Genomic DNA, 17,517 nt, shown 5'->3' with positions numbered 1-17,517 from the left:
TCGTCAGGGCGGCGTTTTTATTTCCGTTGACACAAGAGCGCCCTGTTTTCACGTCGGTTTGGCTGCATGTTGTCAGACCCCAACGCAAGGAGTTGTAAAGGGTGGTTAAGTACCAGACCCGTCTGTTCTGGCTGGCATTGCTCCTTCTCTGCACGCTGTTTTGCCTCTCGCTGGCCACCGGGGCCGGCGTCTATGGTGCCCGCGAGGTGTTCGGGTATCTGACGCACAATCCCCTGTGGGTCAGTGACGAGAAGCTCGCCATGGTGCTCAATACCTTGCGACTGCCACGCACCCTCTGTGCCATGGTGGTCGGCGCCTCTTTATCTCTGGCTGCCTCCTTGCTGCAGAGCGCGACCCGCAATCCGCTGGCGGAGCCCGGTCTGCTGGGGGTCAACGCCGGGGCCGTCTTTGCGCTGGTGGTGGGGCTCACCTGGTTCGGGGTGGAGTCCGCCTACGGCTATCTGCTCTGGGCCGGACTCGGCGCGCTGCTGGGTAACGTGATTGTGCTGGGGCTTGGCATGATGATTGGCCGCTCCAACCCGCTCAAGCTCATTCTGGTCGGGGTGGCGCTCTCCGCTACCTTCGGCGGTCTCTCCAGCTTTCTGCTGCTCTCCAACAAGATGGTGCTGGAGCAGTACCGCTTCTGGAACCTCGGCTCCCTGTCGGCGGCCAATCTCGATGCCATCATTGCTGTGCTGCCCTTCGTGCTGGTGGCGTTTGTCATCACCTTGCTGCTCTGTCGCCAGCTGACCCTGATGCAGATGGGAGACAGTCAGGCCCAGGCGCTGGGGATCCGCCCCAACCGGGTGCGGATTGGCGTGCTGCTGGCCGCCACCCTGTTTACCGCCAGTGCCATCGCCATCGCCGGCCCCATCGGTTTTGTCGGCTTTCTGGCCGCCTACTGTGGCCGACTGGTAGAGCCGGTGAAGCTGTCGGTGCAGGTCTGTTTCTCCGCCCTGTTCGGCATGCTGTTTCTGCTGTTGGCCGACATTCTGGCGCGCTGGCTGATCCAGCCGTTCGAGCTGCCCAACGGGGTTATTCTGGCCCTGATTGGCGCACCAGTGCTGATCGCCATCGTTCATCGCGGGGGCTTTCGTACCCTGCTGACCGTCAAGTGAGGGGCTGATGCGTACACCTACCGATATGCTCTGCCTGCGGGCCGGCAACCGCTCTTTGTTGATCCATCTGCCAAGCTGGCGCTGGCTGGCGTTGCTGGCCGTGGCGCTGCTGGCGCTGGCCCTGCTGGCCCTGAGCGTTGGCGGCGGCAAGCTCGGCTTCGCCGGGGTGGTCAACACCTTGCTGGGGGAGGGGACGCGGCTTGAGCAGCTCACCCTGTTCAAGATCCGGCTGCCGCGCATCCTTGGGGTCGTGGTGGCGGGAGCGGCCATGGGGCTCTCGGGCTGTCTGGTGCAAACTCTGGTTCGCAACCGGCTGGCTACCCCCGATATGGTGGGGGTCAACAACGGTGCCTCTCTGGCCATCATCATCTTCTCCCTCTACCTGACCGTGGGCAGCTGGCCCTGGTGGGCGGCACCTATCGGCGCCATCTTCGCGGCGCTGGTGCTCTATGCCCTCTGCCGCAAACCGGGTGAGCAGGGCTATCTGTTCGTGGTGATCGGCATCGGCCTCTCCGAGTTGTTCGAGGCGCTCGGCCAGTTCGTGATGTCCACTCAGGCCCTGCTGCACCTGAGCTCCCTCTATCTGTGGAACATGGGCAGCTTTATCGCCGTTGGTTACAGCACCATCACCCCCATCGCCATCCTGTTGCTGCTGCTCTGCCCCTGGATCGTCTATCTCTCCCGCTCGCTGGCGGTGCTGCGCTTTGGCCCCGAGATGGCCAGAGGGCTTGGCGTCAACGGCGATCGGGTGCAGCTGGGCATTCTGGCCCAGGCCATTCTGGTGGCTGCGCTCGGCACCGCCATCGGCGGTCCCGTGGTCTTTATCGCCATGGCGGCCCCCATTCTTGCCTCCTGGCTGGTAAAAGACCGGGTGGTGCCGCTCTGGCTGGCGGCACTCAGCGGCGCCTTGCTGCTGCTTGCCAGCGATACCCTGGTCCGGGTACTGGCCAGCCCCCACGAGGTGGCGACCGGCATCATGACCCGCATTCTCGGCGGCCTGTTGCTGCTGTTTCTTCTTGTTAACGATCGCCAGAGGGCTGACTGATGACGCTCACCGTAAATCGCCTCCACTTCGCCTATCAGCAGACCCCCATCCTGTGGGATATCTCCTTCAGCGTGCCAAAGGGCAAGCTGGTGGGGATCGTCGGCCCCAACGGCTGCGGCAAATCGACCCTGCTCAAGCTGCTCTCCGGCCAGATGAAAGCCCAAAGTGGCGAGATCCTGCTCAAGGGCAAGCCGCTTGCCAGCTACCCCATGAAGGGGCTGGCGCGGGAGCTCGCCTATCTGCCCCAGCGGCCGACTCTGCCTGCCGGCATTCTGGTGGAGCAGCTGGTGCAGTATGGCCGTCACCCTCATCAGGGTTGGTTCAATCAGTGGGGCGAGGAGGATGCCCGTATGGTGCGTATTGCCTGCGAGCGAATGCAGCTTGAGGGGATCTGGCAGCAGAGTGCCGCGTCCCTCTCCGGCGGGCAGGCACAGCGGGCGTGGCTTGCGATGATCCTGGCGCAGGACAGCGACATGGTGCTGCTCGACGAGCCCACCAGTGCCCTCGACATCGGCCACCAGACTGAGGTGATGGAGGCGATCCATCGCATCACTGCCGAAGGCAAAACCGTGCTGCTGGTGATCCATGATCTGGCGATGGCGGCCCGCTACTGCGACGAGCTGATCGCCATCGGCAATGGCGAGATTGCCGCTATGGGCCCGGCTCGGGAGGTGGTAACCAAGGGGCTCATCGACCGGCTCTACCAGACCAGTGTCGACATTCTGCATGCCCCCGGTGACGGGGCGCCCATTATCGTGCCGCGCCGCCATGACCACGCCTGCCAATGGCGGTCGGCCAGTTGAGATTGAGCGAAACCGGCATCGGCCTGTTTCACGAACCTTCCCACCGCTGACTTGCATGCAAGCAGCACAACACAGGAGTGAGATGATGAAGCGTTTTGCCGCCCTAGCAACGGCCATCCTGATGCTGGCCGCGCCGCTGGTTCAGGCGCAGGAGATGCGTGAAGTGACCGATGCGTTTGGCCAGAAGGTACAGGTGCCGGTCAAGCCACTGAGAGTGGTGACCCTGAGCGAGTTCGATCTCGACAGTGCCCTGACCCTGGGGCTGACCCCCATCGGTGCCGTCAATGGTCGTGGCCAGCCCACCATGCCACGTTACCTGCTGGAGAAAGGGGTCAGCGACATCAAGGTGATCGGCGATCTCGACAGCCCCAATCTGGAGTCGCTGATTGCGCTGGAGCCCGACCTTATCCTGACCGGCCAGACCCGTCCCGAGCTGCTGACCCTGCTGGGTGAAATCGCGCCGACCGTGGTCACCGGCAAGTGGGGCGAACCGTGGCAGGATATGTTCCGCCGCACCGCTCATACCCTCAACCGTGACAAGGAGGGGGAGGCTTTCCTCAAGCGTTATGAAGAGCGGTTGGCAGAGGCGCGCAGCAAGCTGGCAGACCATCAGGGGGAGAGCATCAGCATAGTGCGCTGGAACCCCAAGGGGCCGAGCTTCATGTATCAGGGCACCTTTGCCAGCAGCGTGGTGGAGTCGATGGGGTTGGTACGCCCAAGCAAGCAGCAGGGTACCGGCGCCCCTCACTCGCCGCCCCTGAGTCTTGAGTCCCTCAATCTGCTGGATGCCGACTGGCTGGTGATCGGTACCCTGAGCGCTACCGGCGATGCGGTCGATGCCATGCGTCAGGCGGAGCAGACTCCGGCGTTCCAGCAGCTGCCGGTGATCAAGGCCAAGCGCTTTGGCGCCGTGGACGGGTCGCTCTGGACCTCCAGCGGTGGCCCGCAGGCGGCATTGCAGGTAATTGCAGATGTGGAGCAGTTGCTGGCAACCCGCAGCTGAGTAGCCATTGCACAGCTGGGGTTGATCAAAAAATTGGCCAAGAGATAGAGGGAGGCCGATGCCTCCCTCTTTGCTTATCCGCGCGGCCCGGAGCGAGCCGGGCATTTACTGCGGCTGGATTTGGGTGATGGTGAGCTTGCCACCCGGGTTCTCGGCGTGAAAACGCACCGCATCCCCCACCTTCAGATCCTTGACTAGGGTCGGATCCGCTACCCGAAACACCATGGTCATGGCGGGCATCTTGAGGTTATCGATGGCCTCGTGTTTGATGCCGACCTTGCCGTTGGCCGCATCGATGCGAGTGATGACCCCCTTGGTCATCATCATGTCGCCCATCTCGTTCATGCCCGCCATTTGCACCATCTGGCTCATGTCGTGGCCCTGATGGTTCATCATCTCGGCAGCCTGCAGGCTGGTGTGGGTAGCGAGGCCCATCAGCAGGGTCAGTGTCAGCGTCTTGTAGTTCATCCTGGTTTCCTTGTTTAGCTTATGGAGTTGCAACGGGGTTGCTGTTTGTCCGGTTGAAAATGATCTGTTCATCAGAGTGATGACTCCTGCTGATCCGCGGAGGTCAGCTGCTGCAGGCTTCGGCTGCGCCACAGATAGTAGGCTGCTGGCAGTACCAAAAGGGTCAGTACCAGCGCGCTCACCATGCCGCCAATCATGGGGGCGGCGATGCGCTGCATCACCTCGGAGCCGGTGCCGTGGCTCCACATGATGGGCAGCAGGCCGGCGATAATGGTCACCACCGTCATCATCTTGGGACGCAGGCGCAGGGCGGCGCCGTGGATCACCGCCCGGTGCAGCCCCGCCTTGTCCGGCTTGCCGCAGGCCACGAGGTCATCCCAGGCGTGGTTGAGGTAGACCAGCATCAGGACGCCGGTCTCGACCGCCACCCCGGCCAGGGCGATAAAGCCCACTCCCACCGCCACTGAGAGGTTGAAATCCAGCAGCCAGAGGGTCCAGATCCCGCCCACCACCGCCAGCGGCAAGGTGGTGAGAATGAGCAGTACCTCCTGAGCGCGGCGAAACGCCAGATAGAGCAGCAGCACGATAATGGCGACCGTGAGCGGAACCACGTAGGCGAGTCGCGCCTTGGCCCGTTCCATGTACTCGTATTGGCCAGACCAGGTGAGGGCGTAGCCCGCCGGTAGCACCAGCTGCTTGCCCACTTCGGCCTTGGCCTCATCGACGAACGAGCCGATATCGCGACCGCGAATATCGACGTAGACCCAACCGTTGAGGCGCGCGTTTTCACTGCGCAGCATGGGGGCCTCGTCGCTGATGTAAACCCGAGCCACGTCCGCCAGCGCGATGCGCGCGCCACTCGGGGTGACCAGCGGCAGTATCTCGAGGCTCGCCACCGAATCGCGATAGCTCTGGGGATAGCGCAGGTTGATGGGGTAACGCTCGCGCCCCTCGATGGTCTGGCCCACCTCCATGCCGCCCACCGCAGTGGCGAGCACCGCCTGCACGTCTGCGATGTTGAGGCCGTAGCGGGCCGCTTTCAGCCGGTCGATATCCACCTTCACGTAGCGGCCACCGGCCACCCGCTCGGCGTAGACCGATGAGGCGCCCTCCACCTTGCCAACGATCTGTTCCAGCTGCTGGCCGAGCTGCTGGATCACCTTGAGATCGGGCCCTGCTATCTTGATGCCGACCGGGGTTTTGATGCCGGTGGCCAGCATGTCGATGCGGGTCTTGATGGGGGGCACCCAGGCGTTGGTGAGGCCTGGGAAGCGGATAAGGGAGTCGAGCTCTTCTTTCAGCTTCTCCGGGGTCATGCCGGGTCGCCACTGATCGCGGGGCTTGAGCTGGATGCTGGTCTCCATCATCACCAGATCGGCGGGGTCTGTGGCCGATTCGGCGCGACCCGCCTTGCCGAACACGTTCTGCACCTCGGGCACGGTGCGAATGAGCTTGTCGGTCTGCTGCAAAATCTCCCGCGCCTTGCCCACCGAGATATTGGCCGCGGTGGTGGGCATATACATGATGTCCCCCTCATCGAGCGGCGGTATGAACTCGGAGCCCAGATACTTGAGCGGCCAGAAGCCCGCCACCGTCACCACGGCGGCGATGGCCAGAGTGGTTTTCGGACGAGCCAGCACGGCCTTGAGCAGTGGCACGTAGCCCTGACTCAACCAGCGGTTGAGCGGGTTGGCCTGCTCCGCCAGCACCTTGCCACGGATGAAGTAGCCCATGATCACCGGCACCAGCGTGATGGCGAGCCCGGCCGCCGCCGCCATGGCGTAGGTCTTGGTGTAGGCGAGCGGGTGGAACATCCGCCCCTCCTGCGCCTCCAGCGCGAACACCGGCAGGAAGCTGATGGTGATGATCAGCAGGGAGAAGAAGATGGCGGGCCCCACCTCGATGCTCGCCTCGGTGATGATGCGCCAGCGGTTCTTGTCGGTGAGCGCCTCCCGCTCCATATGCTTGTGGACGTTCTCGATCATCACGATGGCGCCATCCACCATGGCGCCGATGGCGATAGCGATGCCCCCCAGCGACATGATGTTGGCGTTGATCCCCTGCAGGTGCATCACGATGAAGGCGGTCAGGATGGCGATGGGCAAGGAGATGACCACCACCAGCGACGAGCGCAGGTGGAACAGGAAGGCGAGGCAGACCAGCACCACCACTGCGAACTCCTCCACCAGCTTGCCGGAGAGGTTGTCGATGGCGCGCTGGATAAGGTCGGAGCGGTCGTAGACGGTGACCACCTCCACCCCCTCGGGCAGGCTGCTCTTCAGCTGGGCGAGCCGCGCCTTGACCCCGTCTATGGTGTGCTGGGCATTCTCGCCATAGCGCATGACGATAATGCCGCCCACAACTTCCCCTTCGCCGTTGAGCTCGGCCAGACCGCGCCGGCTCTGGGGGCCGGTGACTACATCCGCCACGTCACCCAGCAGCAGCGGGGCGCCGCGCACATTGGTGCCGAGCGGGATCTGCTTCAGATCCTCCACGCTCTTCAGATAGCCATTAGAGCGCACCATGTACTCCGCTTCCGCCATCTCGATGACGGAGGCGCCGGTCTCCTGATTGCCCTGCTTGATAGCGGTCTCGATAAGGGAGAGCGGGATGCCGTAGGCGCGCAGCTTGTCCGGGTCGACCCGCACCTGATACTGGCGCACCATGCCGCCGACGGTGGCGACTTCGGAAACCCCGTCCACCGTCTGCAGCTCGTACTTGAGGAACCAGTTCTGCAGCGAGGTGAGTTGGCTGAGGTCGTGCTTGCCGGTTTTGTCTACCAGCGCGTACTGGTAGACCCAGCCCACCCCGGTGGCATCGGGGCCGAGCTGGGGACGGGCGGAAACGGGCAGGTTGGGGGCAACCTGGCTCAAATATTCCAGCACCCGGGCGCGGGCCCAGTAGAGGTCGGTGTTGTCGTCAAACAGTACATAGACGAAGGAGTCGCCGAAGAAGGAGTAGCCACGCACCGTGGTGGCCCCCGGCACCGCCAGCATGGCGGTGGTGAGCGGGTAGGTGACCTGATCCTCAACTACTTGGGGCGCCTGGCCCGGATAGGAGGTCTTGATGATCACCTGTACGTCGGAGAGATCTGGCAGGGCATCCACCGGAGTCTGTTTGAGCGACCAGAGTCCCCAGGCGGTGAGCATGAGGGTCAACAGCAGCACCAGAAAGCGGTTGCCGATGGACCAGCGAATAATCGACGGGATCATGGTTTTGCTCCTTGCTCATTTTGTGCAGAGAGCTGAGCCTGTTTGTTGGCAACGTAGCGAATGATGGAAGGGATCATGACTTCTTCTCCATCTCGGGCATCGCCATCTGATGCTGGCTATGGTCCATGCCTTCCATCTTCTCCATCTCATCCGTTGCTGGCTTGGCTGTGTCGCCGCTTGTCGGCGCTTGCTCCTGATGGATGGTGATGATGCGGTACTCATCCCCCTCCTGCATCACTTGCAGATGGAGGGTCTGCCCTTCGGTGAGCTTGCTGATGTCGACCCCTTCGGCAACGCAGAACTCCATCTCCATAGCGGGCCACTGCCACTCGGGGATGGGCTGGTGGGAGACCATCAGGGTGCGGTTGGCCAGATCGATGCTTTCAACCTCGCCCAGGGTCCACACCTGAGCGGGGCGTACCGCCGTCATGCGCTGGAAGTCAGAATCGATGGCCGATTCCGAGTCGAGCAGGAACTGGGCCGAGCTGACGATGTTATCCCCAGCCTCTACCCCAGCCTTGATGGCCACCTTGTCGCCAAACTGAGGGCCCAGAGTGACGGCCACAGACTTGAAGCTGCCATCCCCCAGTGCCAGCACCAGCCGGTCCTGGCTGCCGGTACGGATCACCGCTTCGCTCGGCACCACCAGTTGCGGCTCTCCCTTGCCCGCCTGAATGGTCACCTTGGCGAACATGTTGGGTTTCAAAAACTCGTCCGGGTTGGCAAAGCGCAGCCGTACCTTGAGGGTGCGGGTGGTGGCATCCAGAGTCGGGTAGAGGTAATCGACCCGGCCCTGCCAGTGGCGGCCGGGGGCATAGTCGAGGGTCATGGTGACCGGATCGCCCACCTTCAGCTGGGCGGCCTGGCGTTCGAACACCTCGGCGCTCACCCACACCTGCTTGAGGGTGCTGATGTTAAAGAGGGCCGCTGCGGGCTCCACATACTGGCCTTCGCGCACCTTTAGCTCGGAGACATAGCCGCTGCTCGGGGCATAGATACGCACCGTCTCCTGCACCTGGCGGGTGCGCTTGAGGGCCACAATCTGATCCGCCGGCACCTGCAGGGACTTGAGCTTGCCCTCGGCGGCGCGCAGCAGCAGCGGGTTGGCAGTGTTGAGGGCGAGCAGGTACTCGTGCTGGGCGTTGACCAGATCCGGGGCGTATAGCTCGTAAATCAGGCTCCCCTTGCTCACCTGCTGCCCCTCGCTCTTGATAGCGAGGGTGCGGATCCAGCCTGCCATGCGGGCGTTGACGGCTTCCAGCTTGTCCTCGTCATAGCCGACGTAGCCTACCGTCTCGATCTGCTGGTGGATGGGAAGCTTCTCCACCTTGGCCAGCCGCACCCCCAGGTTCTGCTGGATCTCGGGGCTGATGGTGACTGTGCCGGGTGAGCCGCCCTGTTTTTCCTCATAGACGGGGATAAAGTCCATCCCCATGTTGTCCTTGGCGGGGGCATCGCGCTTGTCGCGCGGATCCATGGGGTTGACCCAGTAGAGCGGCGTCTTCTCCTTGGCCGCGGTGCCAGTGGTGGTCTGTTTGGCGGCCCAGTAGCCGCCACCGGCGCCGAGGGCCAGCAGCAGGGCCGATACCAGCAGTTTCTGGCTCATCGCACACCTCCACTTAGTGGCTGGGTGGCAAGGTTTTTGGCGGCGATAAGGCCGGTAACAGGGGCAAGTGACATCATATCTCTTCTCTTGTGCACGCCGCCGGACGGGAGATGGACAAGGCATCACCCGAGGGATTGGCGGCAAACGGGGCGCAGCTGTATCAGCGCGCACGGCTCCCTGTGAGCGGGCCGGTTTGGCCGGGGCACAGGGTCAGGCAAGGCGGCAGGATACGGGCAAGCTGAGGCTTGCCGCTGCCGCAAGAGAAGATCTTTCTAGTGGCGCAGCACCGACAACATCAGGTGTCGGCGTGGCCAGGAGGGGGGATGGGTACCGCGGGATCGCAGGAAGGGATCCCGCAACCAGTTATCAAGCAGTGACGCTGCGACGTTGCTGCCAAGCAGCAGGGGGAAGATCAGCAGGGCGACGAGTACACCCAGTAGAGCCATCGCGCCGAAGGAGAGGACATTGACGCCGGTCTGCATCTGGCACTCATCGCCCATGGCTGACCCATCGTCCCCCCGATGGCAGGAGAGGGTCATGCTATCACCCGGGTGACCCATGGTGGCCATTGCATGAGAGATCTCGCCATCCGCCATCGCCATGGATGAATCGAACATCACCATTGGCAGGGGGCTGTTTTGGGTTGTCTCGGGGGAGAGGGGAGAAGCATGCCAGCTGATGCAGAGAGTCAGATTGCACACGAGCAGCAGCGCCAGCAACAGCCGGGCCAGTACAACGCAGGGCAATCTTGCAGCAAGCTGGATGAGTGACAAACTGGATATCCTTCTGGATCAGATGGTTGGACTGTAAACCTTGCCACAGGGATAAGGTCAAGGTTCGCTCACAGGCACCATGAGGGGGGAAGAGATAAAAAATACCCCCGCAGGTGCGGGGGTAGGGGTTATCAGTGAACAGGCTCGCTCTTACTGCTTCGCGCCTTTTTCCGAGCCTCGCATGATGAGGCGGAAGAAGAGCGGGATAAAGAAGATGGCGATAAAGGTCGCGGCCAGCATGCCGCCGATGACCGGCCAGCCGAGGGCATGACGGCTCGCCGCACCGGCGCCGCTGGAGGTGACCAGTGGCACACAGCCGAGGATAAAGGCGAGCGAGGTCATGACGATGGGGCGAAAACGCAGGCGCGCCGCCTCCAGTGCCGACTCGATGAGGCTCATCCCCTCCTCGTGCTTCATCACCGCGAACTCCACGATCAGGATGGCGTTCTTGGCCGCCAGCCCGACCAGAGTCACCAGACCGATCTGGAAGTAGACGTTATTGGTGAGACCCACCAGCCAGGTGGCCAGCAGAGCGCCGAACAGGGCGAACGGCACGGCGGTGATCACCGCAAAGGGCAGGCTCCAGCGCTCATACTGGGCGGCCAGAATGAGGAATATCATCACGATGCCGAAGCCAAAGGCCATGCCTGCACTGCCGGCGGCCGCCTTCTCCTGATAGGCGGAGCCGGTCCACTCCAGCTTGGCGTCGTTGCCAAGGGTGTTGTTGGCCACCTCTTCCAGTGCTGCGATGGCCTGACCCGAGCTGTAGCCCGGCGCCGGTTGCGCCATGATCTTGGCCGCCTGGAAGATGTTGAAGCGCTCGACTAGCTCGGGGCCGGTGGCGTCACGCACTGTGACCAGACTGCTCAGCGGGATCATCTCCCCCTTGTTGGAGCGGACATAGACATTGCGAATGTCGCTCTTCTTGGCGCGGTAGTCTGCCTCGGACTGCAACTGTACCCGGTAGGTACGGCCGAACTGGTTGAAGTCGTTGACATAGACCTGACCAAAGGTGGCCTGCATGGTGTCGAACACCGCGTTGATGGGCAGCCCCAGCGCCTTGGCCTTCTCCCGATCCAGGTCGAGATAGACCTGCGGCACGTTGGCGCGATAGGTGGTGGTCACGCTGGCAAACTCGGGGCGCTCCTTGGCCGCTTCGAGGAAGCGCTGCACTTCGGCCGAGAACTCCTGGGCATTGCCCGAGCCGCGGTTTTGCAGATACCCCTCAAGGCCGCCGGTGGTGGACATCCCCTGAATGGGCGGCGGGTTGAAGGAGGCGACAAAACCGTCCGCCAGCCCCATCATGCTCATCCCCTGCAGGGTCTTGGCCAGCGAAAAGGAGTCGGCGCCCGCCTCTTTGCGCTCGCTCCAGTCCTTCAGGGTAATGAAGGTGAGGCCGCTGTTGCTGACGATGGCGCTGGAGAGGATGTCAAAGCCCGAGAAGGTGATGACATCCTTCACGTTGGGGTTGGCCATGGCGATCTTGTCGAACTGGTTGGCGACCGCCTGGGTACGGGTCATGGCGGCGGCATCCGGCAGCATCACTGCGGAGATGAGGTAACCCTGATCTTCGTTCGGTACCAGCTCGCCCGGCACCTTGAGGAAGAGGCCGTAGATGGAGAGCAGCAGCACTGCGATGATGCCAAAGGCCACGGCCACCCGGCGGTTGAGGAAGGCCACGCCACGCACATAACCACGGGTCAGCTGATCAAACTTGTCGTTGAACCAGACGAAGAAACGGGCCGGTTTGTGGTGCCCCTCTTTGAGCAACACGGCGCAGAGAGCCGGGGAGAGAGTCAGTGCCACCAGACCGGAGATGGCCACCGACACGGCAACCGTGATGGCGAACTGCTTGTACATCACCCCCGTCATACCGCCCATAAAGGCGACCGGCAGGAATACGGCGCAGAGCACCAGCACGATAGCGACCACCGGGCCGGAGACCTCCTGCATGGCGAGAATGGCCGCCTCTTTGGGCGAACACTTCTTCTCCTGCATGATCCGCTCGACGTTCTCCAGCACCACGATGGCGTCATCCACCACGATACCTATGGCGAGCACCATGCCGAACAGGGTGAGCAGGTTGATGGAGAAGCCCAGTACCAGCATGCCGGCGAAGGTACCGATGAGCGATACCGGCACCGCGATGCAGGGGATCAGGGTGGCGCGGAAGTTCTGCAGGAACAGATAGACCACCACGAATACCAGCACGATCGCCTCGAACAGGGTGTAGACCACCTCCTCGATGGAGATCTTCACGAACTCGGTGGTGTCGTAGGGGATCTGGTACTCCACATCCTGCGGGAAGCGGGCCTTGAGCCGTTCCATGGTGTCGTGCACCGCACCGGCTACCGCCACGGCGTTGGCGCCCGGTTGCAGGTAGGTTGCGATACCGATGGCCGGTTTGCCGTTGGCTCGGGCCAGGACGTCATAATCCTTGCCGCCGAGCTCGACCCGCGCCACATCCTTCACCCGGATCTTCGAGCCGTCAGGCATGGAGCGAACGATGATGTTTTCGAACTCCTTGACGTCCTCGAGGCGTCCCTTGGTCTGCACCGTGTAGGTGAAATCGACCGGAGCCGAGGTAGGCTGGGCGCCGATCTTGCCTGCCGCAAACTGGGTATTCTGTTCTCTAATGGCGCCGATCACATCGCTCGGGGTGAGTTCGAGCTGGGCCAGTCGATCCGGCCGCAGCCAGATGCGCATGGCGTAGTCGGTACCGCCAAACAAGGTGGTATCACCGATGCCGGGAATCCGCTTGAGCTCGTCAATGATGTTGAGCAGGGCGTAGTTCGAGAGATAAGTGGTATCAAACGAGCCGTTCGGCGATTGCAAAGTCACCACCTGCAGGATGGCGGTGGACTTCTTCTTGACCGTGACCCCCTGCTTTTTCACCTCTTCCGGCAGCTGGGCCATGGCGGCCGAGACCCGGTTGTTGACGTTGATGGTGGCCTGATCCGGGTCGGTGCCGATCTCGAAGTAGACGTTGAGGTTCATCTGACCGTTGGAGGCAGAACCCGACTGCATGTAGATCATCTGCTCCACGCCGTTGATCTGCTGCTCAAGCGGCGCGGCAACGGTCTGGGAGATCACCTCCGGGGTAGCGCCCGGATAGAAGGCGGTCACCGAGACCACCGGCGGGGTGATCTGCGGGTACTGCTCGATGGGCAGCGATCGCATCGCCGCCAGTCCACCCAGCACGATAATGATCGAAATCACGCTGGCGAAGATGGGGCGTTCGATAAAGAACTTGGAAAACATGCGAACTCCTTACTTGGCCGCGGACTGTCGAACCAGCTTGGCACTGATGGCCTGCATCTCTTCGGCAGAGACCGGCTTGACCACGCTGCCGGGGCGGGCCTTCATCAGCCCCTCGACGATGTAGTGCTCGCCCGGCTCAAGACCGCTGTCGATCAGCACGCCATCGGCAACCACGGCCCCCAGCTTGACCGGACGGGGAACGACCTTGTTGTCGGCATCCACCACCATCACCATGCGGTCAGCCTGGGACTGAACGATGGCGCGCGGCGGCACCACGATGGCGTTTTTGCGGGTGCCCAGATCGATGGTCATGCGCACGAACTGGCCCGGCATCAGCACGCCATTTTTGTTGTCGAAGATGGCGCGGGCACGGATGGTGCCGGTCTGCGGATCGACCCGGTTGTCGGAGAAGTTGAGCTTGCCCGCCTCGGGATAGACGGAGCCGTCAGCCAGACGGATGTGGGTGCGCCAGTTGGTGGCATCCTTGGATTCGATCAACCCTTTTTTCACCGAGTTTTCGAAGTTGAGGCGATCCTGCTCCGAGTAGGAGAAGTTGACGTAGAGCGGGTTGTACTGGGTGATGGTGGTCAGCAGGCTGCTGTCGCCACTGGTGGAGATAAGGCTCCCCTCGGACTGGGAGCTCTTGCTCGCCATGCCGTCGATGGGAGCGGTCACCTCGGTGTAGCTGAGGTTGAGTTCGGCCTCTTTGACCTTGGCCTGAACGGCCTGCAGACTGGCGACGGCCGCCTCGTAGTTGGCGAGGGTATCGTCATAATCCTTGCGGCTCACCACCTGACGCTTGAAGAGCGGGATGATGCGATCCCGATCGGCGCGCGCCTTGTTGAGACGGGCCTGCTCCTGGGCAAGTGCACCCTTGGCCTGTTCGAGGGCCACCTTGTAGGGCTCGGGGTCGATGAGGAACAGCTGCTGACCTGCGGTAACCGGCTGGCCCTCGACATAGGTGCGCTTGAGCAGAATGCCGCTCACCCGCGAACGCACTTCAATTTCACGAAAACCGGCGGTCTCGCCCACCATCTCGGTGGTGAGCGGCACATCGGTCAGGGTCACTTCATTGACCACGACAGGGAAGGCCGGAACACTCTGGGCCGCCGGGGTGGATTCACCGCCACAACCGCTCAGTCCGCCGATCAGTGCCAGAGTCAGCAGGGCGCGCTTGAGCGGGGCATCTGCACCTGCCCTGCCAATCTCTTTGCTGGCACCATAGCGGCGAGGGTGTCCGGTATTTTTCTCCATCTGGATCATTAACGTCATGATAAAAAACAGCTTCTCTTGGGGTGGAAGGGCGATGATAGGCGGGCAACCTTGAACCGAACCTTCTCAAGGGGACAATTTGTCCCCCAGTGACGAGGTTTCGTGCTGTTTTGATGGAAAAAGAGGGCGTTAGCTGCGCCGGTCGAGCGCGGCCAGCAGCATGGCACTACTGTGGTGGGGGCGGTAACCGTTGAGGGCAGCAAGTCGTTCGCTGGTGTGGCCGTGGCCAACCAGACGCCCTGCTTTCAGCTCGATCAGGGTAGTGAAGTTGCGTCTGACAAATTCGGCGTCGTGACTGATGGCCACTATGGTGGTGCCCTTCGCCCGCTCGCTGGCCAGCCAGCGTTCCAGAATGGCCAGCCAGCGGGGATCGAAATCCCGGCTCGGCTCGTCGAGCAGCAGCAAGGCGGGCTGCATGGCATGGAGGCAGGCCACCGCCACCATGCGCCGCTGACCGGCATCGAGATCGAGTGGATGGGAGGCCGCCCACGTTGTCAGCTCGCACTCTTCCAGCGCGGTGGCGACCCGCAGCCGGATCTCCTCGCGCGGCAGTGTCTGCAGGCGCAGGCCAAAGGCGATTTCATCCTCGACCCGGCTGTGAAACAGCTGACGCTCCGACTCCTGAAACAGAAAGCCGATCTGACTGGCACGGGCCAGTGCCCGCTGCTTGCAGAGCGCCTGTTGTTGCCAGCTCACCGTGCCCGAGGTGGGGGCCAGCAGACCCGCCGCCAGTCGCAGCAGGGTTGACTTGCCTGCGCCGTTATCCCCGACGATGGCGACCTGTTCCCCACTGGCAATTTGCAATGTGATGTCGTGCAGGCAGGGATTGTCCGGTGCCCATGAGAAGCAGAGGTGATCAAAGCTCAGCATAAAACTCCCGCAACATGGCCAAGGGGTAGGGGTGATGGCGCGGGTCGCGCACCTGTAGCGTCTCGCGCAGGGAGTCCGGCAGGATCACCCGCCCGGGCAGATGGGTCAGCACCTCGCCGAGCTCACCGCAGGCCAGCTGGCGGCCATGGTCGAGCAGCAGGAATCGCTCGCAGAAGTGAGCGGCCGGAAAAAGCCGCTGCTCCAGCAAGATGACGCTGCAGCCGCTTTCCTCGCTGTAGCGGCGGATCTGCCGCAGCATGGTTTGGGTTGCCGCCGGGGTCAGACGGCTGAAGGCCTGATCGAGGATCAAGAGCTTGGGAGCCATCGCCAGGGCACAGGCCAGCACCACGCGCTGTGCCTCGCCTCCCGACAGGTCGAGGGGATGGCGGGCTGCCAGCGCCTCGCAGTGGCAGAGCGCCATGGCATCGGATACCCGCCGGCTGACCTCATCGGGTGGCAATCCGAGATTGGCCGGGCCAAACGCCACCTCGTCGACGACCGAAAAGCAGCAGCCGGAAAATTGCAGATAAGGGGATTGCTGTACCCACTGGCGCGTAGCCGCATGGTGATTGAGCTGGCCGCTATCATGGGACTGCCCGAGAATGACGCCCTCTCCCGCCAGCGTGTCGAGGTGCAGCTGGGACCAGCCTCCCGCCAGCAGCTGGGCCAGCAGGGATTTGCCTGCCCCGTTGCCACCCAGGATGGCCAGCCAATCGCCCTCTTTCAGCTCGATATCGAGTGGGCCCAGTTGAAAGTGGTCAGGGTGGGCCGCATGGCCGATGGTCACCCCTTGCAGCGAGATCATGGCCACCACCTCCAGACAATCTCCAGCACTACCAGCAACAGCAACAGATAGCGCAGTAGCGGCTCATAACGTTGCTGCGAGATCTCCGTCATGCGGGTGCGAGTCGGTTGGCTGCGAAAGCCGCGCAGATCCAGCGCCATGCTGCGGGTGGCCAGCTCGCTCAATGCCTGCCCGACCAGCGGCGAGAGCAGCGGAAGCGTGGCCTTGAGCCGGGCCAGCGGATTGCCGTCAAAGGGTACGCCGCGGGCTAGCTGGGCCTCCCTGATAGCGCGCAGCTGGTGGCCGAGCTGCTCTTTGAGCAGCAGCGGGCCGCAGCAGAGGTAGGAGAGGGCAATGGGCAGCCGGCTGGCAAAGAGCGCATGAACAAACCGCTCGGTCGAGACCGCCCAGAGCCAGAGCTGGGCGCTGGCCAGACAGGCGAGCAGCCGGCACCAGAGGGGCAGAATGGGAAACGCTTCGCTGGCTGGAACCGCTGGCATGCCGAGCAGGATCCGCAACCAGGGGCCGTGCACCAGATAGAGCCCCAGCCCCAGCGGCAGCATTACCGCCAGCACCAGCTTGAGCCGGGCGCGGGCACCCGGCAGCAGCACCAGGACGAGCAGCGGCAGCAGGCTCCAGCCCCATAGCCAGGGGGGCGGCAGCACGCTGGCCGTGACCGAAAACCAGAGCCAGAGTGCGAGGGAGGTAAACGGGTGCATCAGCGCACGGCGGCCATCTGCGGGAAGTGGCGCAGGGTGCGCTGCGGCAGGCGGCGTACCAGCCCCCAGGCGATCAGCACGGTCAGCAGCTTGTCCAGCAGGTTGGTACCCAGCACTGTGACGGCGACCGACTCCTGCAGATCGCTCCCCATGGCGTGCAGGTAGGCAACCACAAAATCAGCACCGCTGCCGGTGGCGCCACCAAACAGGTAGGAGCGGATGGGAATGGCCACCAGGGTGAGCGCCAGGGTGATCACCACGCTGCTCACTACCACCTTGGGCAGATTGTTGAACCAGCCGGCCCGCGCCAGCAGACCGGCACTGAGGCCAATCATCATGGCGACCGGGGCAAAGGCCGCGGCGATGGGGCCGGTGAGCAGGCCCCACAGCAGGTTGGTGAGCAGACCGGTAGCGATCGCCATCCAGGGGCCCGCCAGAATGGCGCAGAGCACAGTCCCGATGGAGTCGAGGAAGATGGGCAGCTTGAGCATGGAGACGGCCTGTCCCGCTACCATGTTGATGGCGATGCAGATGACCATAAAAGCCAGGTTGTAGCTGGAGAGTTTACTGACGGACATAGTGA

Annotated in this window: 14 protein-coding genes; 4 read left to right on the top strand and 10 right to left on the bottom strand. The window is 62.9% G+C overall.

The genetic code is table 11. The features are described 5' to 3' along the window. The first annotated feature begins 101 nt into the window (after positions 1–101). The 4 genes from AACR93_RS06675 to AACR93_RS06660 all read left to right on the top strand — a co-directional run bounded on the left by AACR93_RS06675 (position 102) and on the right by AACR93_RS06660 (position 3,969). A complete protein-coding gene (locus AACR93_RS06675) occupies positions 102–1,118 on the top strand; it encodes a FecCD family ABC transporter permease (RefSeq protein WP_043849540.1) in 1,017 nt (338 codons plus the stop codon). A 7-nt stretch (positions 1,119–1,125) separates the two neighbouring features. Further along, positions 1,126–2,163, top strand: coding sequence for a FecCD family ABC transporter permease (locus AACR93_RS06670; protein ID WP_043849539.1), 1,038 nt, complete (start codon positions 1,126–1,128; stop codon positions 2,161–2,163). Further along, the gene (locus AACR93_RS06665) at positions 2,163–2,966 is read left to right on the top strand and encodes an ABC transporter ATP-binding protein (RefSeq protein ID WP_043849538.1); all 804 of its coding nucleotides are present in this window, start codon (positions 2,163–2,165) and stop codon (positions 2,964–2,966) included. The genes AACR93_RS06670 and AACR93_RS06665 overlap by 1 nt, the downstream gene beginning before the upstream one ends. An 85-nt stretch (positions 2,967–3,051) precedes the next feature. Further along, positions 3,052–3,969 carry an ABC transporter substrate-binding protein gene (locus tag AACR93_RS06660; protein WP_043849537.1) on the top strand — a complete coding sequence of 306 codons (918 nt, stop codon included), beginning with the start codon at positions 3,052–3,054 and terminating at the stop codon, positions 3,967–3,969. 105 nt (positions 3,970–4,074) lie between these two features. On the opposite strand, the gene AACR93_RS06655 is transcribed toward AACR93_RS06660, so the two are convergent. The 10 genes from AACR93_RS06655 to AACR93_RS06610 form a co-directional block, all read right to left on the bottom strand. Further along, on the bottom strand, positions 4,075–4,437 hold the full coding sequence (locus tag AACR93_RS06655; RefSeq protein WP_043849536.1) for a copper-binding protein: 363 nt from the start codon (positions 4,435–4,437) through the stop codon (positions 4,075–4,077). Between the two features lie 71 nt (positions 4,438–4,508). Further along, positions 4,509–7,649, bottom strand: a complete 3,141-nt coding sequence (locus AACR93_RS06650; protein WP_043849535.1) for an efflux RND transporter permease subunit — start codon at positions 7,647–7,649, stop codon at positions 4,509–4,511. 73 nt (positions 7,650–7,722) lie between these two features. Beyond that, positions 7,723–9,255, bottom strand: coding sequence for an efflux RND transporter periplasmic adaptor subunit (locus tag AACR93_RS06645; RefSeq protein WP_043849534.1), 1,533 nt, complete (start codon positions 9,253–9,255; stop codon positions 7,723–7,725). A 272-nt stretch (positions 9,256–9,527) separates the two neighbouring features. Beyond that, the gene (locus AACR93_RS06640) at positions 9,528–10,028 is read right to left on the bottom strand and encodes a hypothetical protein (protein WP_043849533.1); all 501 of its coding nucleotides are present in this window, start codon (positions 10,026–10,028) and stop codon (positions 9,528–9,530) included. A 150-nt stretch (positions 10,029–10,178) separates the two neighbouring features. After that, on the bottom strand, positions 10,179–13,289 hold the full coding sequence (locus AACR93_RS06635; RefSeq protein WP_043849532.1) for an efflux RND transporter permease subunit: 3,111 nt from the start codon (positions 13,287–13,289) through the stop codon (positions 10,179–10,181). A 9-nt stretch (positions 13,290–13,298) separates the two neighbouring features. Further along, positions 13,299–14,561, bottom strand: coding sequence for an efflux RND transporter periplasmic adaptor subunit (locus tag AACR93_RS06630; RefSeq protein ID WP_231556867.1), 1,263 nt, complete (start codon positions 14,559–14,561; stop codon positions 13,299–13,301). 129 nt (positions 14,562–14,690) lie between these two features. Next, positions 14,691–15,431, bottom strand: coding sequence for an energy-coupling factor ABC transporter ATP-binding protein (locus AACR93_RS06625; protein ID WP_082044033.1), 741 nt, complete (start codon positions 15,429–15,431; stop codon positions 14,691–14,693). Beyond that, positions 15,418–16,236, bottom strand: a complete 819-nt coding sequence (locus tag AACR93_RS06620) for an energy-coupling factor ABC transporter ATP-binding protein (protein ID WP_052497039.1) — start codon at positions 16,234–16,236, stop codon at positions 15,418–15,420. The genes AACR93_RS06625 and AACR93_RS06620 overlap by 14 nt, the downstream gene beginning before the upstream one ends. After that, on the bottom strand, positions 16,233–16,934 hold the full coding sequence (locus AACR93_RS06615) for an energy-coupling factor transporter transmembrane component T (RefSeq protein WP_043849531.1): 702 nt from the start codon (positions 16,932–16,934) through the stop codon (positions 16,233–16,235). Before AACR93_RS06615 ends, AACR93_RS06620 begins: the two co-directional genes overlap by 4 nt. Beyond that, positions 16,934–17,512 (bottom strand): ECF transporter S component, encoded by a 579-nt coding sequence (locus AACR93_RS06610; protein WP_041208635.1) that lies wholly within the window; start codon positions 17,510–17,512, stop codon positions 16,934–16,936. Before AACR93_RS06610 ends, AACR93_RS06615 begins: the two co-directional genes overlap by 1 nt. Between the last annotated feature and the right edge of the window lie 5 nt (positions 17,513–17,517).

Source organism: Aeromonas sp. L_1B5_3 (genome assembly GCF_963866575.1).
Lineage (GTDB): Bacteria > Pseudomonadota > Gammaproteobacteria > Enterobacterales > Aeromonadaceae > Aeromonas > Aeromonas jandaei.
Note: the sequence above shows the minus strand (reverse complement) of the source record. Positions and strands in the feature narration are given on the sequence as shown.

Excerpts from the sequence above, each read along its gene's own strand:
- AACR93_RS06670 (WP_043849539.1), top strand. The coding sequence starts at position 1,126 with ATGCGTACACCTACCGATATGCTCTGCCTGCGGGCCGGCAACCGCTCT.
- AACR93_RS06665 (WP_043849538.1), top strand. The coding sequence starts at position 2,163 with ATGACGCTCACCGTAAATCGCCTCCACTTCGCCTATCAGCAGACCCCC.
- AACR93_RS06660 (WP_043849537.1), top strand. The coding sequence starts at position 3,052 with ATGAAGCGTTTTGCCGCCCTAGCAACGGCCATCCTGATGCTGGCCGCG.
- AACR93_RS06655 (WP_043849536.1), bottom strand. The coding sequence starts at position 4,437 with ATGAACTACAAGACGCTGACACTGACCCTGCTGATGGGCCTCGCTACC.
- AACR93_RS06650 (WP_043849535.1), bottom strand. The coding sequence starts at position 7,649 with ATGATCCCGTCGATTATTCGCTGGTCCATCGGCAACCGCTTTCTGGTG.
- AACR93_RS06645 (WP_043849534.1), bottom strand. The coding sequence starts at position 9,255 with ATGAGCCAGAAACTGCTGGTATCGGCCCTGCTGCTGGCCCTCGGCGCC.
- AACR93_RS06635 (WP_043849532.1), bottom strand. The coding sequence starts at position 13,289 with ATGTTTTCCAAGTTCTTTATCGAACGCCCCATCTTCGCCAGCGTGATT.
- AACR93_RS06630 (WP_231556867.1), bottom strand. The coding sequence starts at position 14,561 with ATGACGTTAATGATCCAGATGGAGAAAAATACCGGACACCCTCGCCGC.
- AACR93_RS06625 (WP_082044033.1), bottom strand. The coding sequence starts at position 15,431 with ATGCTGAGCTTTGATCACCTCTGCTTCTCATGGGCACCGGACAATCCC.
- AACR93_RS06620 (WP_052497039.1), bottom strand. The coding sequence starts at position 16,236 with ATGATCTCGCTGCAAGGGGTGACCATCGGCCATGCGGCCCACCCTGAC.
- AACR93_RS06615 (WP_043849531.1), bottom strand. The coding sequence starts at position 16,934 with ATGCACCCGTTTACCTCCCTCGCACTCTGGCTCTGGTTTTCGGTCACG.
- AACR93_RS06610 (WP_041208635.1), bottom strand. The coding sequence starts at position 17,512 with ATGTCCGTCAGTAAACTCTCCAGCTACAACCTGGCTTTTATGGTCATC.